Raw genomic sequence first — 26,437 nt, forward strand, 5'->3', positions numbered from 1 at the left:
TCTGATTCTGTGACAGAATCCGACGATGAGCCCGACACCGCCCGTGGACCTCGCACATCACGCCGTGGACGATGAAGAGGTGGATCCCCTCTTGATCGGCCGCCGCATCCGGCAATTGCGCACGGAGCGCGGCATGACCCTCGAAGATCTCGCGACGGCCGTCGATCGGGTGCCCAGTCAGCTCTCGATGATCGAGAACGGGCGCCGGGAGGCGAAGCTGTCGCTCCTTCGCGCGATCGCCCGCGCACTCGGAACCGGACTGGAAGCGCTGTGGGAATCGGAACCGCTCGATGAGCGCGCGACGCTCGAGATCGGTTTGGAGCGCGCCATGCGCGGGCAGACTTTCCAGGCGCTCGGGATCGCTCCCTTCCGGATCGGCAAGACGGTGCCGACGGACGCGCTCAAGGCGATGCTCGCGCTGCAGTCCGAGATCGACCGCCTGCGCGACGAAAGGGCGGCCACCCCGGAGGAGGCGCGCCGAGCGAACGTCGCCCTGCGGCGCCTCATGCGCACGCAGAACAACTATTTCCCCGACCTCGAGCAGCACGCCCGCGACCTTCTGGCGCGGGTCGATCATCCGGGCGGTCCGCTCACCCAGCGCACGGCATCCGACATCGCGGCGCATCTCGGCTTCTCGCTGCACTACGTGCCCGACCTGCCGCAGACCACGCGCAGCGTCGCCGATCTGAAGAACGGCCGTCTCTATCTGTCCCGCACGCTGACCGCGAAGGGCGACCCGCGCACGGCGGTGCTGCAGGCCCTGTCGAGCCGCGTGCTCGGGCACGTCGAACCCTCCAGCTACGCGGAGTTCCTGCGTCAGCGCGTCGAGACCAACTACCTCACGGGGGCATTGCTCATCCCCGAGGAGCACGCCGTGGCGGCCCTCCAGGAAGCGAAGTCACGCCGGGCGATCTCCATCGAGGACCTCCGCGACGCGTACTCGGTCTCGTACGAGACCGCTGCGCACCGGTTCTGCAACCTCGCGACACGTCACCTGGACATCCCCGTGCATTTCCTCAAGGTGCACGAGTCGGGCACCATCACGAAGTCCTATGAGAACGACGACGTGAACTTCCCCACCGATCGCCTCGGGTCCAGTGAGGGCCAGCTGTGCTGCCGGAGGTGGACCAGCCGCGTCGTGTTCGACGTGCCCGACAAGTTCAACCCCTACTACCAGTACACCGACACCGGCAACGGCACGTACTGGTGCACGGCTCGCGTCGAGGCATCCAGTGAAGGGGCGCACTCGGTGAGCGTGGGGGTGCGTTTCGATGACACGAAGTGGTTCATCGGCCGCGACACGGCTAATCGGGGTGTCTCGAAGCACTCCGTCGAAGTGTGCTGTCGTCGGGCGCCCGCGGAACTCGAGGGTGCATGGCGCGACAACGCCTGGCCGGGGGTGCGCACTCCGCGGACGCTGCTCGCCACGCTGCCGACCGGATCATTCCCCGGCGTCGACACCACCGACGTGTACGAATTCCTCGAGGCCCACGCGCCGAGCTGAGCGGCCGCGCCCCGCGACGGATGTGCCCGCAGGGAACCGATCAGTCCGCGAGCTGAAGCGCCGCCCACACCTCCGCGCGCGCCGGGAACCCCGCGAGGTCGACGTCGAGCAGCCGCGAGACCTGGGCGATCCGCGCGCGCACCGTGTGGCGGTGCACACCGAGGGCGGTGGCCGCCGCATCGAAGCGCGCGTCCTGCTCGAGCCACACCCGCAGTGTCTCCCGCAACGGCGTGGAGTGCGCCGTGTCGTAGGCGTCGAGCGGCTCCAGGACGGCGTCGGCACGCAGGCGCGCGGCATCGGAGCGCAGGCTCGTCAATACTCCGGATGCCGCCACGTCGGCGAAGCCGGTGACGCCGTCGCGCGACGACCGCAGACCGAACGCCAGGGCTTCGCGAGCCTGTGACAGCGCTTTCGAGGTGTCGTCGTACCCGGCGGGCGCCGAGGCGCCGACGCGCATCGAGAACCGCATCGCCACCGCCGACAGCGACGCGGTGTCGGCCTCCGGCACGATCATGACGATTCCCTCGTCGCCGCGCGCGTAGAAGATGCGACCGTCGGCGGCCTGCTGCTCGAGATGCTCGTCGATCGCGTCGGTGTCGGGCCGGGCGAAGCCCAGCACGAACGGTTCCGCGGGGAGAGGCCCCCAGACGGCCCGCGAGAGCCGCCCGGCGAGTGCCGAGTCGCCGGCGACGAGCGCCTCGAGGATGGCCGTGCGCAGGCGGGATCGGCCGTTCTCGAGCCGCTCGCCCTGAGCGAAGGCGAGCTCCACCATCGCGACCACAGCGACCAGGACGCCGCGCGCATCCTGGTCGAGGTCGCCGGCGCCGACGGCGAGCACACCCCGCAGGTGGCCGCCGCGGCCGAGTGTCTGCAGCTGGAACGGGGTGTCGACGACGCGGAGTGACGACCCGGCGCGCGCGCCGCGCCGCAGCACGATGCCCACCTCCTGCGCGAGCTCGTTCCGCACCGCGTCGGGAAGTGTCGTCGGGTGCTCGCGGGTGAGGGTGCCGGCCCCGTCGTAGAGCCCCACCCAGCACCCGAGCTGACGGGCCAGCTCGGCGAGCGTCGCGCCGAGACCGTCACTGCGGAGCGCCGCGAGAGACAGTGCCCGCTGGGCGGCGAGCGACCAGCTGCGGCGCGCGTACGCCTGCGCGGCCGTCGCCTCGGCGTTCGCGCGGGCTACCGCGATGAACGGGGTGCGGTACGGCACCTCGAAGAGGGGGATCCGCTGCGCACGGCACGCGGCGGCGAGCCCGGCCGGGATGCCGTCGCGCGCTACCTCGGTCCCGAACCCGAGCCCGCGCACCCCCCGCGCGCGAAGGCGGGCGACGTACGGACCGTACGCGTCCTCCGAGTCGAACTGGGTGCCGGTCGTCAGCAGCGCGAGGCCCTCCGACAGGAACGGCGTGGGGTCGGTGAGGTCCGAGCTGTGCACCCATCGCACCGGCAGATCGAGCGCGCCCTCGTCGAGCTCTTGCTCCGTCCCCTCGAGACGCAGCTGCAGGTCGGCGCGGTGCAGCAGCGCACGCAGAGTCGGGGTCTCGGTGGTTGCCGCCATGTGCTTGCTCCTGTCCTTCACGTACACGGGGTTCGTCCAGAATGTACACCGCGCACAGTGTGGGGCCCGCGCGCGCCGCCCTACGCTCGCCGCATGACCCTCACCGACGCACCTGCGACCACTCCGCTCGGCGGACCCGGCCTTCCCCAGGAACGGCGTCTGGTCACCAGCATCCCCGGTCCGCGTTCCCAGGAACTCCTGGACCGCAAGGCGGCCGCCGTCGCGGCGGGCGTCGGCCACACGGTGCCGATCCACGCCGTCGCGGCGGGCGGCGGTGTCATCGTCGACGCCGACGGCAACTCGCTCATCGACCTCGGGTCGGGGATCGCCGTGACCTCGCTCGGCAACGCCCACCCCGCGGTCGTGGCGGCCGTGCAGGCGCAGGTCGCGCAGTTCACGCACACGTGCTTCATGATCTCTCCGTACGAGTCGTACGTCGACGTCGCCGAAGCCCTCAACCGCGTCACCCCGGGCGACCACGCCAAGAAGAGCGCGCTGTTCAACTCAGGGGCCGAGGCCGTCGAGAACGCGGTCAAGATCGCCCGCAAGTACACCGGCAAGCAGGCCGTCGTCGCGTTCGACCACGCCTATCACGGCCGCACCAACCTGACGATGGCGCTCACCGCGAAGTCCATGCCCTACAAGAGCGGGTTCGGTCCCTTCGCGAGCGAGGTCTACCGCGCGCCGATGTCGTATCCGTTCCGCGACGGGCTGTCGGGGGCGGATGCCGCGAAGAAGGCGATCTCGCTCATCGAGAAGCAGGTGGGCGCCGACAATCTGGCCGCCGTCATCATCGAGCCCATCCAGGGGGAGGGCGGCTTCATCGTCCCCGCCGAAGGGTTCCTGCCGGCCATCGTCGAGTGGTGCCGCGCCAACGACGTCGTGTTCATCGCCGACGAGGTGCAGTCGGGCTTCGCCCGCACCGGGGCGATGTTCGCGAGTGAGCACTTCGGCATCGTGCCCGACCTCATCACCACCGCGAAGGGCATCGCCGGCGGTCTGCCGCTCGCCGCGGTCACCGGTCGCGCCGAGATGATGGACGCCACCCACGGCGGTGGCCTCGGCGGCACGTACGGCGGAAACCCGATCGCCTGCGCCGCGGCCGTCGCCGCGATCGACGCCTTCGAGAACGATGGTCTGATCGAGCGCGCCGCCGAGCTCGAGACACTGCTCCTCGATCGCCTCCGCGCGCTGCAGTCGTCCGACCCGCGCATCGGCGACATCCGCGGCCGGGGGGCGATGATCGCCGCCGAGTTCGTCGATCCGGAGACGAACGAACCGGATGCCGCGCTCACCGGCGCGATCGCGAAGGCATGCATCGCCGAGGGTGTGATCGTCCTGACGTGCGGCACGTACGGCAACGTGATCCGGTTCCTGCCGCCGCTGTCCATCTCCGATGCGCTGCTGCACGAGGGACTCGATATCGTGGCATCCGTGCTCGCCTCTCGATGACCCTGCGCCCGGCCGCACCGGTCCGCACTCCCTCCTGCACCCGAAAGACAAGGAAGTCAGCATGACCGAGATCACCCGAGACGTCGTCATCATCGGAGCGGGTGCCGCCGGCCTCACCGCGGCGAACGAGTTGAAGAAGGCCGGGCTCTCCGTCGCGGTTCTCGAGGCCCGCGACCGCGTCGGCGGGCGACTCTGGACCGATGAGATCGACGGCGCGATGCTCGAGCTCGGCGGGCAGTGGGTCTCGCCCGACCAGGAGGCACTCATCGAGACGGTCGCCGACCTGGGGCTGGAGACGTACTCCCGCTACCGCGAAGGCGACAGCGTCTACATCAATGCGCAGGGCGAGCTGACGCGCTTCACCGGCGAGATCTTCCCGGTGCCGCCGGCCACGGAGAAGGTCATGGTCGACCTCATCGAGAAGCTCGATGCGATGGTCGCGCAGATGGACCCCGACCGCCCGTGGGAGCACCCCGACGCCGAGGCGCTCGACAAGATCTCGTTCGAGCGATGGCTGTACGACCAGACCGACGACAAGGAGGCCGTCGACAACCTCGCGCTGTTCATCGCCGGCGCCATGCTCACCAAACCCCCGCACGCGTTCTCCACCCTGCAGGCGCTGCTGATGTCGGCGAGCGCCGGCAGCTTCAGCAATCTCGTCGACGCCGACTTCATCCTCGACAAGCGCGTCGTCGGCGGTCTCCAGCAGGTTCCGCTGCTGCTGGCCGAGCGACTCGGAGAGGACGTGTTCCTCGGCCAGCCGGTGCGCACCCTCGAGTACGGCGACGCCGCCGGAGGGGGAGTCACCGCGATCGCCGACGGCATCACGGTGCGCGCCCGCTATGCGATCCTCGCCGTCGCGCCCGTGCTGTACAACCGCATCTCGTTCGTCCCGCCCCTGCCGCGCCGGCAGCATCAGCTGCATCAGCACCTGTCCATGGGCTTCGTGATCAAGGTGCATGCGGTGTACGAGACACCCTTCTGGCGCGACAAGGGCCTGTCCGGCACCGCGTTCAGCCCGTACGAGCTGTCGCACGAGGCCTACGACAACACCAACCACGACGACCCGCACGGCACCCTGGTGGGCTTCGTCTCCGACCAGCACGCCGACGACGTCTTCCTCCTCTCACCCGACGAGCGAAAGCAGCGCATCCTCGAGTCGCTCTCGCACTACTACGGTCCCGAGGCGCTCGACCCGATCGTCTACTACGAGAGCGACTGGGGCACCGAGGAGTGGACTCGTGGGGCCTACGCCGCGAGCTTCGACCTCGGCGGGCTGTCGCGCTATGGAAACGACCTCCGCACGCCGGTCGGACCGATCCAGTTCGCGTGCAGTGATCTGGCGGGTGCCGGCTACCAGCACGTCGACGGTGCGATCCGGATGGGCCGTCTGGCGGCGGCGAACATCCTGGCCGAGGATCGCGCGTGAGTCACCGCATCGTCGTGGGCTACACCGCGACGGACACGGGGGCGGATGCCGTGGCGCTCGGTGCGCGCCTCGCCGCGGCATCCGGTGCCTCGCTCGACATCGTCGTCGTCCTCCCGGGCGACGAGCGCAGCGTGATCACGCCACCCGACGCGAGTTACGACCGCTACCTGCGTGCCCAGGCGGGCACCTGGCTCGAAGAGGCCGCGGCCTCGCTTCCGGAGTCGGTCCGGCACGAGGAGCATGTCCGCTACGCGGACTCGTTCGCCGAGGGCCTGCTCGTGATCGCCGACGAGCACGACGCGACGCACATCGTCATCGGAGCAGCCAACGGTGGGCTGCGCGGACGGCACCGTCTCGGAACGGTCGCGACGGAACTGCTGCACTCTTCCGACGTGCCCGTCGTGCTCGCGCCGGAAGGCACGCGACGGATCGATCCTTCGTCCGGAGTCACCCGCATCACGGCGGCCGTGGGAACCCGCCCCGGGGCCGACGCGCTGCTCAGTGAGGCGATCTCGCTCGCGACCGCGGCATCGGCCGAACTGCGCCTGCTCTCGCTCGTCACGGTCGATCTGCCGGCGACTGTCGACACCGGAGTGATCCGCATCGCCGGTGAGGCCCACGCCGACGCGGTCGTCACCCAGGCACGCGCCGAGCTGCCCCACGGCCTCGACGCCGAGGCGGTCGTCGCCCGCGGCGACAGCATCGAGGATGCCGTCGCCCATCTGAGCTGGGAGCCGGGCGAGATCGCCGTCGTCGGCTCGAGCCGTCTCGCCCAGCCTCGACGCCTGTTCCTCGGCTCGACGGCGGCGAAGATGCTGCACGAACTGCCCGTCCCGATGATCGTCGTCCCCCGCACGCGCACCACCGACGAAGGAGCCGTGCGATGAGCGCACCCGACGCTGACGCCACAGCGACGACCACCACCGCAGAGACCGGGGGCATCAGCAGCAAGGGCCTGTCCGCGGGCACCGTCGGCCTCATCGGCGCGGTCGTCATCGGCATCTCCTGCATCGCCCCGGCGTATACGTTCACCGCCGCGATCGGACCCACCGTGGGGGCCGTGGGCGTACAGGTGCCCGCGATCATCCTCGTCGGCTTCATCCCGATGCTGCTCGTCGCCTTCGGCTATCGGGAGCTCAACAACCGGATGCCGGACTCCGGCACCTCCTTCACATGGGCTGCCCGTGCCTTCGGTCCGTGGATCGGGTGGATGGCCGGGTGGGGCCTGATCGCGGCGACCGTGATCGTGCTGTCCAACCTCGCCGGCATCGCCGTCGACTTCCTCTTCCTCCTGGTCTCGCAGCTCACCGGCAACGCCGGCATCGCCGATCTCGCGTCGGTGATCTGGATCAACATCGCCGTTTGTCTGCTGTTCGTGCTCGGCGCCACCGTGGTCTCGTACCGCGACATGCAGACGACGCAGAAGCTGCAGTACTTCCTGGTCAGCTTCCAGGTGGTCGTGCTCCTGCTGTTCGCCATCGTCGCCATCGTGCAGGTGAACAACGGCAACGCCTTCGACGCGACACCCTTCGACTGGTCGTGGTTCAACCCGTTCGAGGTGTCGTCCTTCAGCGCCTTCGCCGCGGGGCTCTCCCTCTCGATCTTCATCTTCTGGGGATGGGACGTCACCCTCACGATGAACGAGGAGACGAAGGACCCCGAGAAGACGCCCGGCCGCGCCGCGACCATCACCGTCATCACGATCGTCGCGCTCTACCTGCTGCTGGCCGTCTCGATGATCATGTTCGCGGGAATCGGAGACGGCGAGTACGGCCTGGGCAACCCCGACATCCAGGACAACGCGTTCTTCGCTCTCGCCGGTCCGATCCTCGGCCCCCTGGCCGCGCTCGTCTCGCTCGCGGTGCTCACCAGTTCAGCATCGTCGCTGCAGTCGACCTTCGTGGGGCCGGCGCGCACCCTGCTCGCCATGGGGCACTATGGCGCGCTCCCCGAGCGGTTCGCCAAGGTGAGCCCGAAGTACTTCACCCCCGGCTTCGCCACGATCGTCTCCGCCGTCGTCGCGGCGGGCTTCTACGCGATCATGCGCGTCGTGAGCACCAATGTCCTGTCGGACACGATCCTCACGCTCGGCATCATGATCTGCTTCTACTACGGCCTCACCGCCTTCGCCTGCGTGTGGTACTTCCGCCACCAGTGGTTCGATTCCGTGCGCAACGTGTTCTTCACGTTCCTGTTCCCGCTCGTCGGGGGTGTCATCCTGGGCGTGCTGTTCGTCACCACGCTCATCGACAGCATGAACCCCGAGTACGGCAGCGGATCCGAGATCGGCGGCGTGGGACTGGTGTTCATCCTCGGCGTCACGATCATCGTTGTCGGCATCGGCATCATGATCTGGCAGTCGATGAAGCGCCCCGCGTTCTTCCGCGGCCAGACGCTGTCCGTCGATGCTCCCGAGAGCCTGCGCCGTTCGAGCCGCGCACGCCGACGCTGACCACCCCCACCACCGAGACAGCACAAAACGAAAGGTTCGGCACATGTCCGACTACGCGGTCATCAACCCGGCGACGGGCGAGACCCTGGCCACCTATCCCACGGCGACGGCCGAGCAGCTCGAGGAAGCGCTGGCGACGGCGGATGCTGCGGCTCGAGGCTGGGCTCGGTCGTCGAGCGTCACCGAGCGCGCCGCTCTCATCCGACGCGCGGCCGAACTGCATCGCGAACGCCGTGACGAACTGGCCGAGACGATCGTCCGCGAGATGGGGAAGCCGCTGGCCGCCGCGCTCGGCGAAGTCGACTTCGCCGCCGACATCACGGAGTTCTACGCCGACAACGCCGAGAGGATCATGTCGGATCAGCCCATCGACATCCTGGGTGAGGGCACCGCGGTCATCCGTCGCTCGGCCCTGGGGACGCTGCTGGGCATCATGCCGTGGAACTTCCCGTACTACCAGGTCGCCCGCTTCGCGGCACCGAACCTGCTGATCGGCAACCCCATCCTGCTCAAGCACGCCCCGCAGTGCCCCGAGTCCTCCGCTGCGATCGAGAAGATCTACCGGGACGCGGGTTTCCCCGAGGGCGCGTACACGAACCTCTACATCACGAACGATCAGGCCGCCGAGGTCATCGCCGACCCCCGCGTGCACGGCGTGTCCGTGACGGGATCCGAGCGCGCCGGTGCCGCGGTCGCCGAGATCGCCGGTCGCAACCTCAAGAAGGTCGTGCTGGAGCTGGGCGGTTCGGACCCCTTCATCCTCCTCTCCACCGACGACCTCGATGGTGCGGTGGCCGCGGCCGTCGAAGCGCGCCTGGACAACACCGGACAGTCGTGCAACGCCGCGAAGCGCTTCATCGTCGCCGACGCGCTCTACGAGCCCTTCCTCGAGAAGTTCGTCGAGGCCATGTCGGGAGCCAAGGTGGGGGACCCCCTGGCGGAGGACACCGTGCTGGGCCCGCTCTCCTCCCTCGTCGCCGCGGAACGGCTGGCCGACCAGGTGGACAGGGCGGTCGCGCAGGGCGCGACGCTCGCCACCGGCGGAACCCGCGACGGCGCGTACTACCCCGGGACCGTTCTCACCGACGTCACCCCCGAGATGGACGCCTACCGCGAGGAGTTCTTCGGCCCGGTCGGTGTGGTCTACCGCGTGGCGGACGAGGACGAGGCGGTGGCCGTGGCCAACGACACCCCGTTCGGTCTCGGTTCGTATGTGTTCACGACCGACGAGGCGCAGGCCGAGCGCGTCGCCGACAAGATCGACGCCGGGATGGTCTACGTCAATCTGGTGCTGGCCGACTCGCCCGAGCTGCCGTTCGGTGGAGTCAAGCGCAGCGGCACGGGTCGCGAGATGGGTCTGCTGGCCGCCGACGAGTTCGTCAACAAGAAGCTCGTCCGCGTCGGTCCGTGACGAAGCGCTCTCGCCGGCCGGTGGCTGACGCCGGCCGTCGGGGGAACGGAGCGAGGAGAAGGGTGGCCTCCGGGCCGTCACACGAGGGCGGTGCGGTGCCGTGCGACGGTCAGGCCGTGCGGGGCGCCCGCGGTCAGTTCGTCGCGTAGGAGCGCCCCGAGCTCGGCGAGACGATCGGGTGACATCCGCGATGTCGGGCCGGTGATGCTCACGGCGACCGGGCGTCCCGCAGGTCGCACGAGGGCGACAGCGACACAGCTGATGCCCGGCTCGTTCTCCTCCTGCTCCATCGCGTATCCGTTCTCGCGGGCGGCTTCGACGGCGAGCCGGAAGCGTCGACCCACGGCAGGGTCGGCGGCGGCTTCATACACGTTCAGCGAATCGTCCGGCGTCCCCTCCGCGGCGATCATGGCCCGACCGAGGGCCGTCGTCAGAGCAGGAGACTGCCGACCGATGCGGGACCACACACGGATCGTGCGATCGGGTTCGACCTTGTCGAGATAGAGCACGTTCGGCGTTTCGAGTGTGCCGAGGTGGACGAGTTCCTGCACCCGATGCGAGACGCTCAGGAGGATCGGGCGGAACAACGCGGGAAGGTTCTCCTCGCTGAGGAAGCGATCGACCAGCAGGGCCGGTCGGTTGCCGAGGCGGTACCGCTGGGCGACGTCCTGTTCGGCGAACCCGCGGTGCATGAGCGCCTGCAGCAGGCGATGGACGGACGCCTTGTTCAAGCCGGTCGCCGCGACGAGGTCGCGCAGAGCCGCACCGTCCGGCCCGGCGTCCGCCAGCACCTCGATCAAGGTCAGGGCTTTGTCGACGCTGCCCACGGGTGACGCGGCGCCACGTGTCTCGTCCATGAACCCTCCGATCGATTTCAGTGTACGGCGGGGGAGTGCCCCACTCGCCTTTACAGCTTCTCCACCCTCTGCTACCCTGGTCCGTATTACAAGACAGCCGGTTCGTAATACGGAACGCCGGCCACGAAACCTTCGAATCGGAGCGCAACGATGCGACCACTCACCCGGGAGACCACGCCTCCGGCAGCCCTCATCGGTGCGTCGGCTCCCCTCGAAACGGGAATCGTCCACCTCGGTCTCGGCAACTTCCATCGTGCGCACGCGGCGGTCTACACCGCTCAGGCACTGGCCGCCGAGTTCGGAGGCTGGGGGATCGCGGGCTTCGCGAACGCCTCGCGGCGGGTCGTCGACCCGCTCACGGCCCAGGATCACCGGTACTCGATCCTGCAACTGTCGGAGCACGGCGCGCAGGCAGGTGTCGTGGACGTGCATCGGAGCGCTGCAGTGCTGGCCGACGATCGGTCCGCATTCATCGCGGCACTCGTGCGACCCCAGCACCGCATCCTGACGCTGACGATCTCCGAGACCGGTTACTCGCGCTCGTCACGAACCGGACGTCTCGATCTCGACGAGCCCGCGATCACCGCCGACCTCGCCGATCCGCAGCATCCTGTCTCGGCGGTGGGGCTCATGGCACTCGGTCTCGCCCGGCGCGCCGAACACGGGGAGCCCTTCACGGTCCTGTCGTGCGACAACCTCCAGTCGGCCGGGCACGCGACCCGCGCCGTCGTCACCGAATTCCTCGAGGCCAGCGGTGCAGATGCGGACGTCCTCTCCTACGTCGAGAGCCGCGTCGCGTTCCCCAACGCCATGGTCGACCGGATCGTGCCTGCCACCACCCCGGCGACGACGGACGAGGTCGCCGCCCTCCTGGGTGTGATCGATGCGTGTCCCGTCCGCGCCGAGGACTTCTCGATGTGGGTCCTCGAAGACGAATTCGCCGGAGGACGCCCGGCATGGGACCGTGCCGGCGCGATCATGAGCGACGAGGTCGAACGCTACGAGGTCGTGAAGCTCCGGCTCCTCAATGGGTCTCATTCACTGATCGCCTACCTCGGTGGACTGGATGGCCAAACGACGATCCCGGATGCCTGGAGACAGCCGTTCATCCGTGACGCCGTCCTGGCGGGCATCCGCACGGACTATCTGCCCAGCATCGCGCTGCCGCAGGGTCTCGATGTGGACGCCTACGTGGAGTCGCTCACTCACCGCTGGGCGAACTCCGCGCTCGGCGATCGCACCGCGCGCGTCGGCTCGGACGGATCGACGAAACTCCTCCAGCGGATCCCCGCACCGGCGGAACATGCGCTGAGGTCAGGCCGCGTACCCCATCAGCTCGCGCTCACGACCGCCGCGTGGATCTGCGCCATCGCGCCGCCCGCGGGGTTCACGCCCGGGCCCATCGCCGACGAGATGCAGGACGCCGCCCGCCATCGGATGGTCGAGGCGACCCGGGGAGCACGAGGGCCCCGCGCCCACGCCATCGCTGTTCTGAACGCCGGCTTCCTGCCGGACTCTCTGACCGCGCACGCCGCGTTCGTCGATCGCGTCGCCGAACTCGTCGACGTCATCGTCCGTCACGGCGTCCGCGCCGCGGCGTCCGATGCGCTGCGGTCGAGCACATCCGGTTCGACCGTCCGAGAGGAAGTCCGATGAAGACGCTTGCGATACACGCGAAGGAAGACATCCGCTGGGAAGACACAGCGGTACCGGAACCGTCGAGCGGCGAGGTGCGGCTGCGTGTGACGCACGTCGGGATCTGTGGTTCCGACCTGCACTACTACTTCCACGGAGCGAACGGCGAGTACACGATCCGCGAGCCGTTGACGCCGGGGCATGAGCTCTCGGCCGTCGTGGACCTCGATCCGTCGGGGCGGCTGGCCGCCGGCACGCGGGTCACGGTGCATCCGGCCCGCTACGGTGCCGCGGTCGAAGGGCTGGAGGACCGTCCCCATCTTCGCCCCGGGGGCGACTACCTGGGGAGCGCCGCGGCCGACCCGCATCGCCAAGGTGGGGCGGCGGAGTACCTCCTCGTCGAGGACGGCATGGTCCGGCTGCTGCCCGACAGCCTCCCCCTCGAGCGCGCGGCGCTCGCGGAGCCCCTCGCGGTTGCGCTCCACGCTGTCGGATTGACGGATGTCCGCGGCAAGCGCGTCCTCGTCATCGGGGCAGGGCCCATCGGCCTGCTGGTCGTCGCCGCCGCGATGCGAACCGGCGCGGCGACGGTCGCGGCGAGCGACGTGCGTGAGGAGCCGCTCCGACGTGCACAGGGTCTGGGCGCGACGGAGCTCGTCCTCGTCGGGCGCGATGCCGTCGCCGACGAGTCCTATGACGTCATCTTCGAATGCTCGGGGGTGCCGGTGTCGCTGACTCAGGCCGTGCGAGCCGCACGGCGCGCCGGCACCGTCGTCCAGGTCGGCATGCTCCCGAACGCGGATCTGGCCGTGAACCTCGCGCCCGTGCTGGCGAAGGAACTGACCCTCCGCGGCGCCTTCCGCTTCTCCACGGAGATCGACGACGCCATCGCCATGCTCGCCGAATCCGACGCCCTCGACGCGGTCATCTCGCACGTGATCCCTGCGGCCGACGCCGTTCGGGCTTTCACCCTCGCCCGCGATTCCTCCGCCTCCGCGAAGGTCCTCCTCAGCTTCTGACACCCAGAACGTTCTCGCACGACCCTCATCCCTCTACAAAGGAGTATCCGAATGAGCACATCCAACGTCCCCGGCGTGGACGCACCTGCACCCCCGCCCGTTGCCACGCGCACGACGGGAGATCTCGTCCGAGCCGCCGTCTCCGGCTGGCTCGGCACCGCTCTCGAATTCATGGACTTCCAGCTGTACTCCCTGGCTGCCGCCCTCGTGTTCAGCCAGTTGTTCTTCGGCGGCGGGGACCCGGCCATGGCGGTCGTCCTGGCGATGGCGACCTACGGCGTCGGCTACGTGGCGCGCCCGGTGGGCGCGTTCGTCTTCGCACGCATCGGTGACAAGGTGGGGCGGCGCAAGGTCCTCTTCTACACGATCCTGCTGATGGGCGCGGCGACCACCCTCATCGGGTTCTTGCCGACCTACGAGCAGGTCGGCATCCTGGCGCCCATCCTTCTGGTCATTCTTCGTCTGGCGCAGGGCTTCGGTGCGGGTGCGGAGATCTCGGGCGCCGGTGTCATGCTGTCCGAATACGCGCCGACCAACCGTCGTGGCATCATCGCCTCCCTCGTCGCCCTCGGCACGAACTGCGGCACGCTGTTCGCGTCGGCCATCTGGGCGATCCTGCTCGCCGTGATGCTCGAGAGCGACGTCATCGCGTGGGGCTGGCGCATTCCGTTCATCGGCAGCGCCGTGATCATGCTGTTCGCCCTGTGGGTGCGGTTCAACCTCAAGGAGAGCCCGGTCTTCGAGGAGCGCACCGACGTCGTCGACGGCCGAGCACTCTCCCGCGACGAGGTGAAGGACCTCGCCACCAAGACCAACGACATCCGCACGCTCGAGTCGTTGGAGCGCAAGCCGATCAAGGCCGTCATCGTCGCGTTCTTCCTCCGCTTCGGCCAGGCCGGAAACTCCGGCATGGTGCAGACCTATCTCATCTCGTTCATCACCATCACGCTCGCGATGTCGAAGCAGGTCGGACCCGAGGTCGTCATCGTCTCCTCGCTCATCGGCTTCCTGACGATCCCGCTCGTGGGATTCCTCGGTGACAGGTTCGGCCGTCGCCGCATGTACATCGTGATGACGTCCTTGTCGCTTCTGCTGATCATCCCCACGCTCCTCATGATCAACACCGCTGAGGTCGTCTGGGTCTTCGTCGGCTACGCGCTCATCCACAACATCTCCGTTCTGGGCCTGGCGTCGATGGAGAACATCTCGATCCCCGAGATCTTCGGCGCGCGCAACCGCTACACGCTCACCGCCATGGTCAGGGAGATCGCCGCCATCATCGCGACGGGCATCGGCCCAGTCGTCGTCGCCGCATGGGTCGCCGCCACCACCGGGAGCATCGTTCCGGTCATGGTGCTGATGGGGATCTTCACCGTCTCGGCTCTGGTCGCCGCCATCTGGGCACCCGAGTGGACGGGGCGCGATCTCACCGATCCGCGCGCCGCCATGTGAGCCGCACCCGCCGCAGACACCATCGGGGTGCGGTCGCACGGAATGCGGCCGCACCCGAGAACGAGGAGACGACATGACCATCGAACGCGCCGACGTCATCATCACCAGCCCGGGTCGCAACTTCGTGACCCTCAAGATCACGACCTCCGATGGCATCGTCGGCTGGGGCGACGCCACTCTCAACGGCAGGGAGCTGGCTGTCGCCTCGTACCTCGCCGACCACGTCGCATCGACGCTCATCGGTCGCGATGAGGATCGCATCGAGGACACGTGGCAGTACCTGTATCGCGGACCCTACTGGCGGCGCGGGCCGGTGACCATGGCCGCCATCGCCGCGGTCGACATGGCGCTGTGGGACATCAAGGCCAAGAAGGCGGGGATGCCGCTCTACCAGCTGCTGGGAGGTGCCAGTCGCGACGGCGTCCGCGTGTACGGTCACGCGTCCGGCCCCGACTATCCCGCGCTGAAGGACGCGATCGCGTCCTACATCGAGGCGGGGTTCACCGCTGTCCGCGTACAGACGGGCGTGCCGGGGCTCGGGCAGATCTACGGCGTCGCGACGAGCAAGCCCGGAGTCCGCTACGACTATGAGCCCGCTCATCGCGCGGCGGACGGCAGCTCCGCCACGGCGCCCGTGGAGGAGGTCTGGGACACCCGCGCCTATCTGTCGCACATGCCGGGAGTCTTCTCCCAGATCCGCGAGGATTTCGGCACCGACGTGCGCCTGCTGCACGACGGACACCACCGCATGTCACCCATCGAGGCCGCCCGTTTCGCGAAGGACATCGAGCCGTACGACCTCTTCTGGCTCGAGGACTGCACCCCGGGCGAGGATCAGACCGCCCTGCGACTGGTCCGTCAGCACTCCACGACGCCGCTCGCGATCGGTGAGGTGTTCAACTCGGTGTACGACTATCAGACGCTGATCACGGAGCGACTCATCGACTACGTGCGCTCCGCGGTCACGCACACCGGAGGCATCACCGCAATGAAGAAGCTGCTCGACTTCGCCGCCGTGTACGGCATCAAGTCGGGCATCCACGGACCGACCGACATCTCTCCCGTCGGCATGGCCGCAGCTCTCCACCTCGACCTGGCGATCCACAACTTCGGGATCCAGGAGTACATGCCTCACAACACGACCACCCTCGACGTGTTCCAGACCTCCTTCCGCTTCGACCGCGGCTTCCTGCACCCCGGTGAGACTCCGGGCCTGGGGGTCGAGCTCGACGAGGACGCGGCATCGGCGTTCGAATACACGAAGGCGTACCTTCCCGTGAACCGACTGCAGGATGGAACCGTCCATGACTGGTGAGCAGATCGCCGTCGGGCGGCGTCCCCTCTCCGCCCGCACAGCCGAGGCGAGGCTGATCGTGGTGGTCCGTGCGGAGAACGCCGACGCATACGACCGCGTCCTCGAGACGCTCGTCGACGCCGGCATCCGCAGCCTGGAGCTCACCCTCACCACCCCCGGAACCATCGAACGGCTCCCCGCCCTGCGGTCGACGTTCGGTGACGACGCCGATCTCGGGGTCGGGACGGTGACGAGCGCGGCTGAATTGGACGCGGCGATCGACGCCGGTGCCGACTACCTCGTGACGCCCATCACCGATGCCGCCCTCGTCCAGCGCTCCGCCGGGGCCGGCGTGCCGATCGTGCCGGGTGGCCTCACGCCCACGGAGCTTTTCGCCTCCTGGCGCGCCGGCGCCTCCGCCGTGAAGATCTTTCCCGCGGGACAGGTCGGGGCGAGTTACCTCAAAGACCTCCGCGGACCGTTCCCCGGCATCGAGGTGATCCCCTCGGGAGGCGTGGATCTCGAGGGCGCGGCCGATTGGCTCGCCGCCGGCGCCGCCGCGGTGAGCGTCGGCGGACCCCTGCTGGGCGATGCTTTCCGCGGGGGAGACCTTCGCGCGCTGCGCGACCGGGCGGCACGATTCGTCGAGGTCTGTGCGAACGTGGGACGGGCATGAGGCCGATCCTGGGCCCCCCGCGCGTGGTCGCGGTCGGCGAGACGATGGCCCTGATGCGCACACGGGAGATCGGCTCGCTTCGCCACGCCCACGACCTCACTCTCGGCATCGGGGGCGCGGAGAGCAACGTCGCCATCGGGCTGCAACGACTGGGGATCGACGCCTCGTGGCTGGGCCGTGTCGGCGACGACCCGCTCGGCGAGCGCGTCGTGCGCGAACTGCGCGCGGAGGGTCTCGACGTGCGCGTGGTGGTGGACTCCACCGCGCCCACGGGTCTCATGATCAAAGAGCGTCCGACGAGCGCATCGACGGCGGTCTACTACTACCGCGCCGGCTCCGCCGGTTCGCGGCTTGCGCCCGGGGACCTGCCGCCGGGCTGGGTGGAGGAAGCAGACGTGCTGCACGTCTCGGGCATCTCCGCCCTCGTCTCAGAGGATGCGCGGGAATGCATCTCGGAAGCGATCGAGCGCGCGCACTCCGCGGGGGTGCTCGTGAGCTTCGACATCAACTACCGCTCGGCGCTCGCGCCGTGCGAGGTCGCCGGCCCGATCCTCCGCTCTTTCGCCGAGCGTGCGGACCTCGTCTTCGGCGGGCCTGAGGAGCTCAATCTCATCGTCCCCGGCCTCGATCCGGCGGATGCCGCTCAGCGCCTGGTGCGCGGTGGCCGTCGCGAGGTCATCCTCAAGAGGGGGGCTGACGGGGCCGCCGTCTTCACTCCGGATGGCGTGACCGAGGCCGCCGGCTTCATCGTCGACGTCGTGGACACGGTGGGTGCAGGCGATGCCTTCGTGGCCGGATACCTCAGCGGGCACCTGCAGGGGCTGTCCATCGCGGAGCGTCTGCGTCGAGCCAACGCCTGCGGCGCGCTGCTGTGCATGAGTCCTGGAGACTGGGAATCCAGTCCGCGATCGGCGGAGGTCGAGCGGTTCTGCAACCCCGCGCTCGATCCGGTGTCGCGCTGAGGGACGACCCGTGCCGCGGACTGCGGGCGGCCGTGAGGCCCGCCCGCAGTTCGCCACCGCAGAGCCCATGCCGTACACTGGAACGTGCAGTAGAAGTCTGCATTCTTTCGCCGTGCCCGCCTTTCGGGCGGGTCTCGAACACCAAGGTCGAGGCGGAAGTGTGCGGGTGTCCGGGGTCAACCGACCTCTAGGGCGGTAGCTCAATTGGCAGAGCAGCGGTCTCCAACACCGCAGGTTGCAGGTTCGATTCCTGTCCGCCCTGCGCGTCAGCGGAAGCTGACACATGGAAGGTAGTCAGGTGGGTTCGATGGTTCAGGACGAACCGAACGGCGAGGTCGTCTCCAAGAGTGACGCCCCGCGCGAGAAGAAGCTCAACATCTTCGCGCGCATCGCCCTGTTCATCCGTCAGGTCTTCGCGGAGCTCCGCAAAGTCGTCACGCCGACGCGGCAGGAGCTGCTGAAGTTCACGGCCGTGGTGCTCGGGTTCGTCATCGTGATGATGGCGATCGTGTACGGATTGGACGTGCTCTTCGTCTGGCTCACGACCGTCGTATTCGGGACGCCGGCAGGCGCCACCTCCTGACCCCGGCGTGGACGACCGGCTCGGCACGAGCCATCCCGCGCCTTCGAAACGGAAGAGATCAAGTGTCTGAAAGATATACGGACGACGCCGACTGGGCGACCGCCGCAGAGCAGTCCTCGGAGGACGACGAGGCCCAGGAGGGCAACGTCCTCGCCGCCGAGGAGCACTCCGTCGAGCCCGCCGAGCATCTGGCCCTCCACGTCGTGGACGAGGACGGCGACGAAGTGGATGACTCCGACCTGGACGACATCGACATCGACGACCCGGAGGCCGACGCGATCGTGAACGACGCCCTGAACATCGACGAGGCCGCAGAGGTCGAAGCCGCTGCCGAGGTCCTCACCGACTCGCTCGCAGAGGAAGAGGCGGAGTACGTCGCCGCGCACGCCGACGACATCACGCCGTACGACGGCCCGGACGTGAACGGCGACGAAGACGCTCCCGTGCTCGACTCCGAGTTCGTCGCGGAGGTGGATGCCGCGGCATCCGTCGTCGACGACGTCGAGGCGTCCGTCGACCCCGCGGACGCCGCTCCGGCCCCCGTCGACCTCGAGAGCCCCGAGCTCGCCGAGGCGGACGACGCGATCGCGGACGGCACCGCCGACGAGGACGCGGTCGACGAGGACGCCGACCCCTACGAGACTTTCCGCACCGAACTGCGTTCGCTTCCCGGCAAGTGGTACGTCATCCACTCCTACGCCGGCTTCGAGCGCAAGGTGAAGGCCAACATCGAGCAGCGCAAGTCGACGCTCGAGGTCGAGGAAGACATCTACCAGATCGAGGTCCCGATGGAGGACGTCGTCGAGATCAAGAACGGTCAGCGCAAGATGGTCACGCGCGTCCGGATCCCCGGCTACGTGCTCGTGCGCATGGAGCTCAACGAAGACACCTGGTCGGTCGTGCGTCACACCCCCGGTGTCACGGGCTTCGTGGGCAACGCCCACAACCCGACGCCGCTCCGTTTCGAGGAGGCCTTCAACATGTTGAAGTCGCTCGTCGAGATCAAAGAGGCCGCGCCGACCAAGGCAGGCTCCGGCAAGGGCGGCCAGGCTGTGGCGCGCAGCGTCATCACCGAGGTGGACTTCGAGGTCGGCGAGACCATCACGATCAAGGAAGGCTCGTTCGCGGGTCTGCCCGGTACGATCAGCGAGATCAAGCCGGAGAGCGGCAAGCTCACCGTGCTCGTCTCGCTCTTCGAGCGCGAGACCCCGGTCGAGCTCTCGTTCGACCAGGTCAACAAGCAGTAACAGAGACTTCCCGGAGCGATGCTCCAGGAGAACCGCGGCCCGGAGATGCCGGACGCGCGGGAGAGACGGATGCTTCGCTCCTCGGTCATCGAGGCTGTCGAAGTGCCGCTCGATGAAAGGAAAAGGAAATGGCACCGAAGAAAAGGGTGACCGGCCTGATCAAACTACAGATCAAGGCAGGCGCCGCAAACCCGGCACCGCCGATCGGGCCCGCGCTCGGTCAGCACGGCGTGAACATCATGGAGTTCTGCAAGGCGTACAACGCGGCGACCGAGGCCCAGCGCGGCAACGTCATCCCCGTCGAGATCACCGTCTACGAGGACCGCAGCTTCACGTTCATCCTGAAGACGCCGCCGGCCGCTGAGCTCATCAAGAAGGCCGCAGGCGTGGCCAAGGGCTCGCCGACGCCGCACACCACCAAGGTCGCGAAGCTGACCAAGGCTCAGGTGCGCGAGATCGCCGAGACGAAGCAGCCCGACCTGAACGCGAACGACATCGAGGCCGCCTCGAAGATCATCGCCGGCACCGCCCGCTCCATGGGCATCACGGTCGAGGACTGAGGGGATAGGAAAAATGGCTACCAAGTCCAAGGCCTACCAGGCCGCCGCCGCGAAGATCGCGGCTGACAAGTTCTACTCGCCCACCGAGGCCGTCGCGCTCGCACGCGAGACGGGCTCGGCGAAGTTCGACTCGACCGTCGAGGTCGCGCTGAAACTCGCCGTCGACCCCCGCAAGGCAGACCAGATGGTGCGCGGCACCGTCATGCTGCCCCACGGCACCGGCAAGACCGCCCGCGTCATCGTCTTCGCGACGGGTCCGGCCGCTGAGGCCGCGATCGCCGCAGGCGCCGACGAGGTCGGTGGCGCCGAGCTCATCCAGAAGGTCGCCGAGGGCTACACGTCGTTCGACGCCGCCGTCTCGACCCCGGAGCTCATGGGCCAGGTCGGTCGTCTCGGAAAGGTGCTGGGTCCCCGCGGCCTGATGCCGAACCCGAAGACGGGCACCGTCACCCCCAACCCGGCCAAGGCCGTCGAGGAGATCAAGGGCGGAAAGATCGAGTTCCGCGTCGACAAGCACGCCAACGTGCACTTCGTCGTGGGCAAGGCGTCGTTCTCGGCCGAGCAGCTCGACGAGAACTTCGCCGCCGCGCTCGAAGAGATCGTGCGTCTGAAGCCGTCCAGCGCCAAGGGCCGCTACATCCAGAAGGGTGCGGTGTCGACCACGTTCGGCCCCGGCATCCCGCTGGACGTCAACGCGCTCTGAGCCTGAACCACACGAAGGGGCCCCGCCGATCGGCGGGGCCCCTTCTGCGTGCGCAGATGTGTCTCGAAGGACGTGATCCGGGCGTCTACCATTCGGGTCTGCACCTGGCAATACGCCGTCATCGGAAATGGTTCGCACCGCCGCACGTGTTGTACTTGTTCGTCATGCCCGGCCGCACAACCGGGCCCAATCACTGGAGCATCACAGCCAAATGTCACGCCGCACCGTCCTCTCCGCCGTCGTCCTCGCAGCCACGACCGCCCTCGCGCTGTCTGCCTGCAGCGCGGGCCCGTCCCCGGAATCGTCTGCTGCCGGCGACGAGTTCGGCCTCACCACGGCGGGCACTCTCACCGTGGCGACCGAAGGCACGTACCGACCGTTCAGCTTCCACGACGCGAGCGGCGAGCTCGTCGGCTTCGATGTCGAGATCGCCGAAGCCGTGGCCGACAAGCTCGGACTCGAAGTCTCCTTCCAGGAGACCCAGTGGGACGCGATCTTCGCCGGCCTGGAGGCGGGCCGCTTCGACGTGATCGGCAACCAGGTCTCGATCAACGCGGAGCGCGAGGAGAAGTACCTCTTCAGCACGCCGTACACCGTGTCGCCGGGCGTGATCGTGGTCACCGACGACGACGACTCCGTCTCGAGCTTTGCCGACCTCGCAGGCAAGACGACCGCGCAGTCGCTGACCAGCAACTGGTACGAGCTCGCGCAGTCCAGCGGGGCCACCGTCGAGCCCGTCGAAGGCTGGGCTCAGGCGGTTGCGCTGCTGAAGCAGGGTCGGGTGGATGCCACCGTCAACGACAAGCTGACGTTCCTCGATTACGAGAAGACGGACGGGCCGACAGGTCTGAAGATCGCGGCCGAGACCGACGACCCGGCCAACAGCGCCTTCGCGTTCACGAAGGACAAGCAGGCCCTCGTCGACGCGGTGGACGGAGCCCTCGATGAGTTGCGCGCCGACGGCACGCTCGCTGAGATCAGCGACAAGTACTTCGGCGCCGACGTCACCTCGTAGATCACGACGGGCACGATCAGAGACGGGCACGATCAGCACAGTGGCGGACATGAGAGCGGCAGGCGGGAGGGAGTGACGTGAACGAGACCTGGACTCTGATCGTCGACTCCTTCTGGCCGCTGCTGTGGGCCGGGCTCCGTGGAACGATTCCGCTGGCGCTGGCGTCTTTCGCGATCGGGCTGGTGCTCGCGCTCGCCGTGGCACTCATGCGCATCTCCGCCAATCGGCTGGTGTCGGCGGTGGCGCGCTTCTACATCTCCGTCATCCGCGGCACCCCGTTGCTGGTGCAGCTCTTCGTCATCTTCTACGGGCTGCCCTCGCTCGGCATCGTCGTCGACCCCTGGCCGGCGGCGATCTTCGCCTTCTCGCTGAACGTCGGCGGGTACGCGGCGGAGGTCATCCGTGCGGCGATCCTCTCTGTGCCGAAGGGCCAGTGGGAAGCCGCGTACACGGTGGGCCATTCGCATACCCGGGCGCTGACCCGCATCATCCTTCCGCAGGCCGCTCGGGTCTCGGTGCCGCCGCTGTCGAACACGTTCATCTCGCTCGTCAAGGACACGTCGCTCGCTTCTCTCATCCTGGTCACCGAACTCTTCCGCCAGGCGCAGGTCATCGCCGCGTTCACGTACGAGTTCATGATCATCTACCTCGAAGCGGCTCTCATCTACTGGTTGTTCTGCCTCGTGCTCTCCTTCGCCCAGAGCGCCCTCGAGAGAAGGCTGGATCGCTATGTCGCCCATTGACCCCGTCGACGACGATGCGCTCGTCCCACCTACGAAGACCACCTCCGGCCCCCTCCTGAGGGTGCGCGGACTCACCAAGAGCTTCGGCGCCAACCGCGTGCTGAACGGGGTCGACTTCGATGTGCAGTCCGGCCAGGTCGTCTGCCTCATCGGTCCGAGTGGATCAGGCAAGACGACGGTGCTGCGCACGTTGAACGGGCTGGAGACCCCCGACGACGGGGTCATCGAGTTCGCGGATGCCCCGCCGATCATTTTCTCGACGCCGCCGACGAAGGCGCAGAGGTTCGCGTTGCGCGATCGCTCGGCGATGGTGTTCCAGCACAACAACCTCTTCCCCCACCTCACCGTGATCCAGAACGTGATCGAAGGACCTGTCCGGTCGCACGGCATGCCGAAGGCGGTCGCCGTCGCGCGCGCGGAGGATCTGCTCGCACGCGTGGGTCTGAGCGAGAAGCGCGACGCGTACCCGTTCGAGCTCTCCGGCGGTCAGCAGCAGCGCGTGGGCATCGTTCGAGCGCTGGCCCTCGAGCCCGACCTGCTGCTCTTCGACGAGCCGACGAGCGCGCTGGACCCCGAGCTCGTGGGCGAAGTGCTGGTCGTCCTGAAGGAGTTGGCCGATGAGGGGTGGACGATGGTCATCGTCACCCACGAGCTCGCCTTCGCCCGCGAGGTCGCCGACGAGGTGCTCTTCTTCGACGAGGGCGTCATCCTGGAGCGCGGCGCGCCGAAGACGCTGCTGGGCAATCCGACGCACGAGCGCACGCGGCGGTTCCTCGACCGCATCCTGCGGCCGTTCGAGGGCTGAGGCTTCTCAGGCGTCGGCGCGCACGTCGAAACCGCGGTCGCCGGTGGGCGCGGCATCCGTCACCCGTGCGTCGTCCACACGAGAGCCGGGTGGCCCCTGCGCCATCCAGGCGAGCATGTCATCGACCTGGGATGCGCTTCCCTCGATCTCGGCCTCGACCGTGCCGTCACGCAGATTGCGCACCCAACCGGTGACCGGGATACCCTCGGCGATCATGCGTGCGGTGTAACGGTAGCCGACGCCCTGCACATCGCCCCGAACGATCACATGCACGCGTCTCATGGGTCCATCGTGCCCCGCCGACGGCCAGAGGTCGAGCCGGTGCCGGGCCCCACGCTCAGTGGGGGAGCACGAGCGAGATCGCGATCACGAGCATGACGACGGCGATCGCGCCGTCGAGCACGCGCCACGCGGTCGGGGTCGACAGCCAGCGGCCGAGATGGCGGGCGCCGTAGGCGAGACCGAAGAACCAGCAGAAGCTGGCGAGCATCGCCCCCGCGGCGAACAGCCAGCGGGTCTCACCGTGTGTACTGGCGATCGACCCGAGCAGGAAGACCGTGTCGAGGTAGACGTGCGGATTCAGCCAGGTCAGGGCCAGGCACGTCAGGACGACCGGCGCGAGTGCGACGCGGGTGCCGGCAGTGGTCGGGCCAGCGCCTGTCGCGGCCACGCCTTCTTCTGCACCGGAGCCGGCGCGGAGTGCAGCGCCCGAGGGTCGCAGGGCGCGCCGGGCAGCCAGAACCGCGTACGTCGCGAGGAACAGCGCCCCCGCCCACCGCACGACATCGATGAGCCAGGGAACGGACTGCAGGACGAGGCCGATTCCCGAGACTCCCAGCATGATGAGTGCCGCGTCGGACGCCGCGCAGATCACCGCCACGGCGAGGACGTGCTGCCGCCGGATGCCCTGCCGCAGCACGAAGAGGTTCTGAGCGCCGATCGCGACGATGAGCGAGAGGCCGAGGCCGAATCCGGCGATCGCGCTGGTCATCATGACGTCGACGGTAGAACGACCAGCTTCTTCAGTCCAGCTCATCATTCTTCAGGAGCATTAGCATCGCTTACGTGCGCATTGCTCTGGACCTCGCGGAAACCCTTGCCGCCGTCATCGACGAGGGTTCGCTGGATGCCGCGGCCCGGCGATTGCACGTGACGCCGTCCGCGGTCAGCCAGCGGATCAAGACGCTCGAGGAGTCGCTCGGCCGAGTGCTGCTGGTGAGGGCCAAGCCCGCGCGCGCCACCGGCGCCGGCGTCGCCGTCGTCCGCCTCGCCAGGGAGGCGGCCCTTCTGGAGCACGACGCGCTCGCCGCGCTCGGCGACACGGACGACACGACGGTCAGGATGACGGTGCCGCTCGCGGTGAACGCCGACTCGCTGGCCACGTGGTTCCTCCCGCCCCTCGCGCGTCTCTCGCGCGAGATGCCGGTCGTGTTCGATCTTCATCGCGACGATCAGGACTTCACGGCGGCGCTGCTGGAGGGCGGAACCGTGATGGGTGCGGTCACCTCGCGGGCCACCCCGGTCGCCGGGTGCCGGGTGAGCGTGCTCGGTGTCATGGCATACGAACCGGTCGCCACACCGTCGTTCGCGGCCGAATGGTTCGCCGGGGGTGCGACCGTCGACGCGCTCACCAGCGCGCCCGTGGTCACTTACGACCGGCGCGACGACCTGCAGACGCGCTGGCTGCGCGAACGGGGAGTGGATGGAGCGAGGGCGCCGCGGCACTACGTCCCGGCCTCGCACGACTTCGCGACGGCGGTCGGGCTGGGACTTGGGTGGGGGCTCCTGCCTCGCTTGCACGCCGATGAGGGGCTCGCCGCCGGCGCGCTCGTCCGGCTCGACGGGGCGGGTATCGAGGTTCCTCTGCACTGGCAGCAGTGGAATCTGCGCTCGCCCCTCCTTCAGGCGGTGGCCGACACCATCATCGACGAAGGACGGCGCGTCCTCGATCCGCTGTGACTCGACGAGCAGACGCCATCCTGCGTCAGTCGTCGCTGAGGCGCAGCACGATCTTCCCGCGCGCGTGTCCGAGTTCGAGCTCGGCATGTGCGGCAGCGGCGTCGGCGAGGTCGAAGACCTTGTCGACGTACACCTGTACTGACCCGGAATCCAGCAGGCGCCCGATGGTCGCGAGCGCGCTGCCGTCGGGGACCACCTTGTAGCCGGTCGCGCGCACCCCGGCGGCTTCGGCCGCCTCGGCGTAGCCGGGGGAGGCGCCGGTCGGCACCACGATGTGGAGCCCGCCCGGACGCAGGACACGGAGCGAGCGCGTGCTCGTCTGCTCGTGGGCGTTGCCGACGAGATCGATGACGACATCCATCTGCGACACGACGTCCTCGAACCGGGTGGTGGCGTAGTCGATGACCGTGGATGCTCCGAGCTCGCGCATCCACGCGGTGTTGTGCGACGACGTGGTCGCCGTCACGTGCGCGCCGAAGTAGTCGGCGATCTGCACGGCGAAATGGCCGACGCCTCCGCTGCCGGCGTGGATCAGCATCCGCTGCCCTTCGTGCGCGCGTGCCGTCTCGACCACGAGCCCCCACGCGGTGAGGGCGGCCAACGGCACGCCCGCCGCTTCGACGTGCGAGAGCGTCGACGGCTTCCTGGCCACGGACAGCGATGGAACGACGGCGTACTCGGCGTAGCTGCCACCCGAGCGTGGGAACGGAACCATGCCGAACACCTCGCTGCCCGGCTGCAGCGGGTGCGACTCATACGGCGCCTTCACGACGATTCCGCTGAAATCGAACCCGAGCGCGACGGGGAAGTCCTTCAGCGAACCGGACAACCCCGCGCCCGCTCTCGTCTTGGCATCGATCTGATTGATACCTGCCGCCACCACCCTGACGAGAAGCTCGCTCAGCACCGGCGTCGGGACAGGGAGCTCACCCAGGTGGAGGGCGTCCGGACCGCCCGGGGCGTCGATGACCGCTGCGCGCATTCTCTCGGGAGGTTCGGGAACCTCGATCGGATCCGCCGTGATGGCGGATGCTGGTCGCAGCGGCCGGAATCTCATCGGTCGCTCCCTCCACGTCCTGTCGTCGTCGGCAGCGCCGGCGCCTTGGAAGGCTCAGTCAACC

25 protein-coding genes and 1 tRNA gene are annotated in these 26,437 nt (G+C 68.5%); 21 read left to right on the top strand and 5 right to left on the bottom strand.

The window, feature by feature from the left end; genetic code table 11:
* The first annotated feature begins 25 nt into the window (after positions 1-25).
* Positions 26-1,504 (top strand): helix-turn-helix domain-containing protein, encoded by a 1,479-nt coding sequence (locus ACFXOO_RS02035; protein ID WP_378851933.1) that lies wholly within the window; start codon positions 26-28, stop codon positions 1,502-1,504.
* 40 nt (positions 1,505-1,544) lie between these two features.
* Here the strand turns inward: ACFXOO_RS02035 and ACFXOO_RS02040 are convergent, their stop codons facing one another.
* Positions 1,545-3,062 carry a PucR family transcriptional regulator gene (locus ACFXOO_RS02040; RefSeq protein WP_394562655.1) on the bottom strand — a complete coding sequence of 506 codons (1,518 nt, stop codon included), beginning with the start codon at positions 3,060-3,062 and terminating at the stop codon, positions 1,545-1,547.
* A 93-nt stretch (positions 3,063-3,155) separates the two neighbouring features.
* On the opposite strand from ACFXOO_RS02040, the gene gabT reads away from it, so the two are divergent.
* The 5 genes from gabT (at position 3,156) to ACFXOO_RS02065 (ending at position 9,806) form a co-directional block, all read left to right on the top strand.
* On the top strand, positions 3,156-4,514 hold the full coding sequence (gene gabT, locus ACFXOO_RS02045; protein ID WP_394562656.1) for a 4-aminobutyrate--2-oxoglutarate transaminase: 1,359 nt from the start codon (positions 3,156-3,158) through the stop codon (positions 4,512-4,514).
* Between the two features lie 61 nt (positions 4,515-4,575).
* On the top strand, positions 4,576-5,943 hold the full coding sequence (locus tag ACFXOO_RS02050; RefSeq protein WP_378837354.1) for a flavin monoamine oxidase family protein: 1,368 nt from the start codon (positions 4,576-4,578) through the stop codon (positions 5,941-5,943).
* On the top strand, positions 5,940-6,830 hold the full coding sequence (locus ACFXOO_RS02055; protein WP_378837357.1) for a universal stress protein: 891 nt from the start codon (positions 5,940-5,942) through the stop codon (positions 6,828-6,830). The genes ACFXOO_RS02050 and ACFXOO_RS02055 overlap by 4 nt, the downstream gene beginning before the upstream one ends.
* The gene (locus tag ACFXOO_RS02060) at positions 6,827-8,395 is read left to right on the top strand and encodes an APC family permease (RefSeq protein WP_394562657.1); all 1,569 of its coding nucleotides are present in this window, start codon (positions 6,827-6,829) and stop codon (positions 8,393-8,395) included. Before ACFXOO_RS02055 ends, ACFXOO_RS02060 begins: the two co-directional genes overlap by 4 nt.
* Before the next feature lie 43 nt (positions 8,396-8,438).
* Entirely contained in the window at positions 8,439-9,806 is a 1,368-nt protein-coding gene (locus ACFXOO_RS02065; RefSeq protein ID WP_394562658.1) for an NAD-dependent succinate-semialdehyde dehydrogenase, read from the top strand.
* 77 nt (positions 9,807-9,883) lie between these two features.
* On the opposite strand, the gene ACFXOO_RS02070 is transcribed toward ACFXOO_RS02065, so the two are convergent.
* Positions 9,884-10,663 (bottom strand): IclR family transcriptional regulator, encoded by a 780-nt coding sequence (locus ACFXOO_RS02070; protein WP_378837364.1) that lies wholly within the window; start codon positions 10,661-10,663, stop codon positions 9,884-9,886.
* 150 nt (positions 10,664-10,813) lie between these two features.
* Between ACFXOO_RS02070 and ACFXOO_RS02075 the strand changes: the two genes are divergently transcribed.
* From ACFXOO_RS02075 to ACFXOO_RS02140, 14 genes are all read left to right on the top strand, one after another.
* Positions 10,814-12,319, top strand: coding sequence for a mannitol dehydrogenase family protein (locus ACFXOO_RS02075; RefSeq protein ID WP_394562659.1), 1,506 nt, complete (start codon positions 10,814-10,816; stop codon positions 12,317-12,319).
* Positions 12,316-13,317 (top strand): L-idonate 5-dehydrogenase, encoded by a 1,002-nt coding sequence (locus ACFXOO_RS02080; protein ID WP_394562660.1) that lies wholly within the window; start codon positions 12,316-12,318, stop codon positions 13,315-13,317. Before ACFXOO_RS02075 ends, ACFXOO_RS02080 begins: the two co-directional genes overlap by 4 nt.
* 51 nt (positions 13,318-13,368) lie before the next feature.
* Positions 13,369-14,769, top strand: coding sequence for an MFS transporter (locus ACFXOO_RS02085; RefSeq protein ID WP_394562661.1), 1,401 nt, complete (start codon positions 13,369-13,371; stop codon positions 14,767-14,769).
* A 73-nt stretch (positions 14,770-14,842) separates the two neighbouring features.
* Entirely contained in the window at positions 14,843-16,084 is a 1,242-nt protein-coding gene (gene manD / locus ACFXOO_RS02090) for a D-mannonate dehydratase ManD (RefSeq protein ID WP_378837374.1), read from the top strand.
* A complete protein-coding gene (locus ACFXOO_RS02095) occupies positions 16,074-16,739 on the top strand; it encodes a bifunctional 4-hydroxy-2-oxoglutarate aldolase/2-dehydro-3-deoxy-phosphogluconate aldolase (RefSeq protein WP_394562662.1) in 666 nt (221 codons plus the stop codon). The genes manD and ACFXOO_RS02095 overlap by 11 nt, the downstream gene beginning before the upstream one ends.
* A complete protein-coding gene (locus tag ACFXOO_RS02100) occupies positions 16,736-17,701 on the top strand; it encodes a sugar kinase (protein WP_394562663.1) in 966 nt (321 codons plus the stop codon). Before ACFXOO_RS02095 ends, ACFXOO_RS02100 begins: the two co-directional genes overlap by 4 nt.
* Before the next feature lie 189 nt (positions 17,702-17,890).
* Positions 17,891-17,963 (top strand) — tRNA-Trp (locus ACFXOO_RS02105).
* Positions 17,964-18,008: 45 nt separating this feature from the next.
* The gene (gene secE / locus ACFXOO_RS02110; protein ID WP_378837382.1) at positions 18,009-18,284 is read left to right on the top strand and encodes a preprotein translocase subunit SecE; all 276 of its coding nucleotides are present in this window, start codon (positions 18,009-18,011) and stop codon (positions 18,282-18,284) included.
* A gap of 62 nt (positions 18,285-18,346) precedes the next feature.
* On the top strand, positions 18,347-19,531 hold the full coding sequence (gene nusG, locus ACFXOO_RS02115; RefSeq protein WP_378837385.1) for a transcription termination/antitermination protein NusG: 1,185 nt from the start codon (positions 18,347-18,349) through the stop codon (positions 19,529-19,531).
* A 128-nt stretch (positions 19,532-19,659) separates the two neighbouring features.
* The gene (rplK, locus tag ACFXOO_RS02120) at positions 19,660-20,091 is read left to right on the top strand and encodes a 50S ribosomal protein L11 (protein WP_378837388.1); all 432 of its coding nucleotides are present in this window, start codon (positions 19,660-19,662) and stop codon (positions 20,089-20,091) included.
* Positions 20,092-20,104: 13 nt separating this feature from the next.
* Complete coding sequence (gene rplA / locus ACFXOO_RS02125; RefSeq protein ID WP_378837391.1) at positions 20,105-20,794, top strand: 50S ribosomal protein L1; 690 nt, start codon at positions 20,105-20,107, stop codon at positions 20,792-20,794.
* A gap of 211 nt (positions 20,795-21,005) precedes the next feature.
* Positions 21,006-21,809 (top strand): amino acid ABC transporter substrate-binding protein, encoded by an 804-nt coding sequence (locus ACFXOO_RS02130; protein WP_394562664.1) that lies wholly within the window; start codon positions 21,006-21,008, stop codon positions 21,807-21,809.
* A gap of 77 nt (positions 21,810-21,886) precedes the next feature.
* Positions 21,887-22,552, top strand: a complete 666-nt coding sequence (locus tag ACFXOO_RS02135; RefSeq protein WP_378837399.1) for an amino acid ABC transporter permease — start codon at positions 21,887-21,889, stop codon at positions 22,550-22,552.
* The gene (locus ACFXOO_RS02140; protein WP_394562665.1) at positions 22,539-23,357 is read left to right on the top strand and encodes an amino acid ABC transporter ATP-binding protein; all 819 of its coding nucleotides are present in this window, start codon (positions 22,539-22,541) and stop codon (positions 23,355-23,357) included. Before ACFXOO_RS02135 ends, ACFXOO_RS02140 begins: the two co-directional genes overlap by 14 nt.
* Positions 23,358-23,363: 6 nt before the next feature.
* Here ACFXOO_RS02140 and ACFXOO_RS02145 read toward each other — a convergent pair whose 3' ends face one another.
* Together ACFXOO_RS02145 and ACFXOO_RS02150 are read right to left on the bottom strand one after the other, a co-directional pair.
* Complete coding sequence (locus tag ACFXOO_RS02145) at positions 23,364-23,639, bottom strand: acylphosphatase (RefSeq protein WP_378837404.1); 276 nt, start codon at positions 23,637-23,639, stop codon at positions 23,364-23,366.
* A gap of 55 nt (positions 23,640-23,694) precedes the next feature.
* Positions 23,695-24,351 carry a LysE/ArgO family amino acid transporter gene (locus tag ACFXOO_RS02150; RefSeq protein WP_394562666.1) on the bottom strand — a complete coding sequence of 219 codons (657 nt, stop codon included), beginning with the start codon at positions 24,349-24,351 and terminating at the stop codon, positions 23,695-23,697.
* A 71-nt stretch (positions 24,352-24,422) separates the two neighbouring features.
* On the opposite strand from ACFXOO_RS02150, the gene ACFXOO_RS02155 reads away from it, so the two are divergent.
* On the top strand, positions 24,423-25,316 hold the full coding sequence (locus ACFXOO_RS02155) for a LysR family transcriptional regulator ArgP (RefSeq protein WP_394562667.1): 894 nt from the start codon (positions 24,423-24,425) through the stop codon (positions 25,314-25,316).
* Positions 25,317-25,341: 25 nt separating this feature from the next.
* Here the strand turns inward: ACFXOO_RS02155 and ACFXOO_RS02160 are convergent, their stop codons facing one another.
* A complete protein-coding gene (locus ACFXOO_RS02160) occupies positions 25,342-26,373 on the bottom strand; it encodes an NADP-dependent oxidoreductase (RefSeq protein ID WP_394562668.1) in 1,032 nt (343 codons plus the stop codon).
* Between the last annotated feature and the right edge of the window lie 64 nt (positions 26,374-26,437).

Origin of the sequence: Microbacterium sp. P03 (assembly GCF_043556235.1) — a bacterium.
GTDB lineage: Bacteria > Actinomycetota > Actinomycetes > Actinomycetales > Microbacteriaceae > Microbacterium.

What these genes read in the sequence shown, in the direction of transcription:
- ACFXOO_RS02035 (WP_378851933.1), top strand. Translation starts at nt 26, where the DNA reads ATGAGCCCGACACCGCCCGTGGACCTCGCACATCACGCCGTGGACGAT.
- ACFXOO_RS02040 (WP_394562655.1), bottom strand. Translation starts at nt 3,062, where the DNA reads ATGGCGGCAACCACCGAGACCCCGACTCTGCGTGCGCTGCTGCACCGC.
- gabT (WP_394562656.1), top strand. Translation starts at nt 3,156, where the DNA reads ATGACCCTCACCGACGCACCTGCGACCACTCCGCTCGGCGGACCCGGC.
- ACFXOO_RS02050 (WP_378837354.1), top strand. Translation starts at nt 4,576, where the DNA reads ATGACCGAGATCACCCGAGACGTCGTCATCATCGGAGCGGGTGCCGCC.
- ACFXOO_RS02060 (WP_394562657.1), top strand. Translation starts at nt 6,827, where the DNA reads ATGAGCGCACCCGACGCTGACGCCACAGCGACGACCACCACCGCAGAG.
- ACFXOO_RS02065 (WP_394562658.1), top strand. Translation starts at nt 8,439, where the DNA reads ATGTCCGACTACGCGGTCATCAACCCGGCGACGGGCGAGACCCTGGCC.
- ACFXOO_RS02070 (WP_378837364.1), bottom strand. Translation starts at nt 10,663, where the DNA reads ATGGACGAGACACGTGGCGCCGCGTCACCCGTGGGCAGCGTCGACAAA.
- ACFXOO_RS02075 (WP_394562659.1), top strand. Translation starts at nt 10,814, where the DNA reads ATGCGACCACTCACCCGGGAGACCACGCCTCCGGCAGCCCTCATCGGT.
- ACFXOO_RS02080 (WP_394562660.1), top strand. Translation starts at nt 12,316, where the DNA reads ATGAAGACGCTTGCGATACACGCGAAGGAAGACATCCGCTGGGAAGAC.
- ACFXOO_RS02085 (WP_394562661.1), top strand. Translation starts at nt 13,369, where the DNA reads ATGAGCACATCCAACGTCCCCGGCGTGGACGCACCTGCACCCCCGCCC.
- manD (WP_378837374.1), top strand. Translation starts at nt 14,843, where the DNA reads ATGACCATCGAACGCGCCGACGTCATCATCACCAGCCCGGGTCGCAAC.
- ACFXOO_RS02095 (WP_394562662.1), top strand. Translation starts at nt 16,074, where the DNA reads ATGACTGGTGAGCAGATCGCCGTCGGGCGGCGTCCCCTCTCCGCCCGC.
- ACFXOO_RS02100 (WP_394562663.1), top strand. Translation starts at nt 16,736, where the DNA reads ATGAGGCCGATCCTGGGCCCCCCGCGCGTGGTCGCGGTCGGCGAGACG.
- secE (WP_378837382.1), top strand. Translation starts at nt 18,009, where the DNA reads ATGGTTCAGGACGAACCGAACGGCGAGGTCGTCTCCAAGAGTGACGCC.
- rplK (WP_378837388.1), top strand. Translation starts at nt 19,660, where the DNA reads ATGGCACCGAAGAAAAGGGTGACCGGCCTGATCAAACTACAGATCAAG.
- rplA (WP_378837391.1), top strand. Translation starts at nt 20,105, where the DNA reads ATGGCTACCAAGTCCAAGGCCTACCAGGCCGCCGCCGCGAAGATCGCG.
- ACFXOO_RS02130 (WP_394562664.1), top strand. Translation starts at nt 21,006, where the DNA reads ATGTCACGCCGCACCGTCCTCTCCGCCGTCGTCCTCGCAGCCACGACC.
- ACFXOO_RS02140 (WP_394562665.1), top strand. Translation starts at nt 22,539, where the DNA reads ATGTCGCCCATTGACCCCGTCGACGACGATGCGCTCGTCCCACCTACG.
- ACFXOO_RS02145 (WP_378837404.1), bottom strand. Translation starts at nt 23,639, where the DNA reads ATGAGACGCGTGCATGTGATCGTTCGGGGCGATGTGCAGGGCGTCGGC.
- ACFXOO_RS02150 (WP_394562666.1), bottom strand. Translation starts at nt 24,351, where the DNA reads ATGATGACCAGCGCGATCGCCGGATTCGGCCTCGGCCTCTCGCTCATC.
- ACFXOO_RS02160 (WP_394562668.1), bottom strand. Translation starts at nt 26,373, where the DNA reads ATGAGATTCCGGCCGCTGCGACCAGCATCCGCCATCACGGCGGATCCG.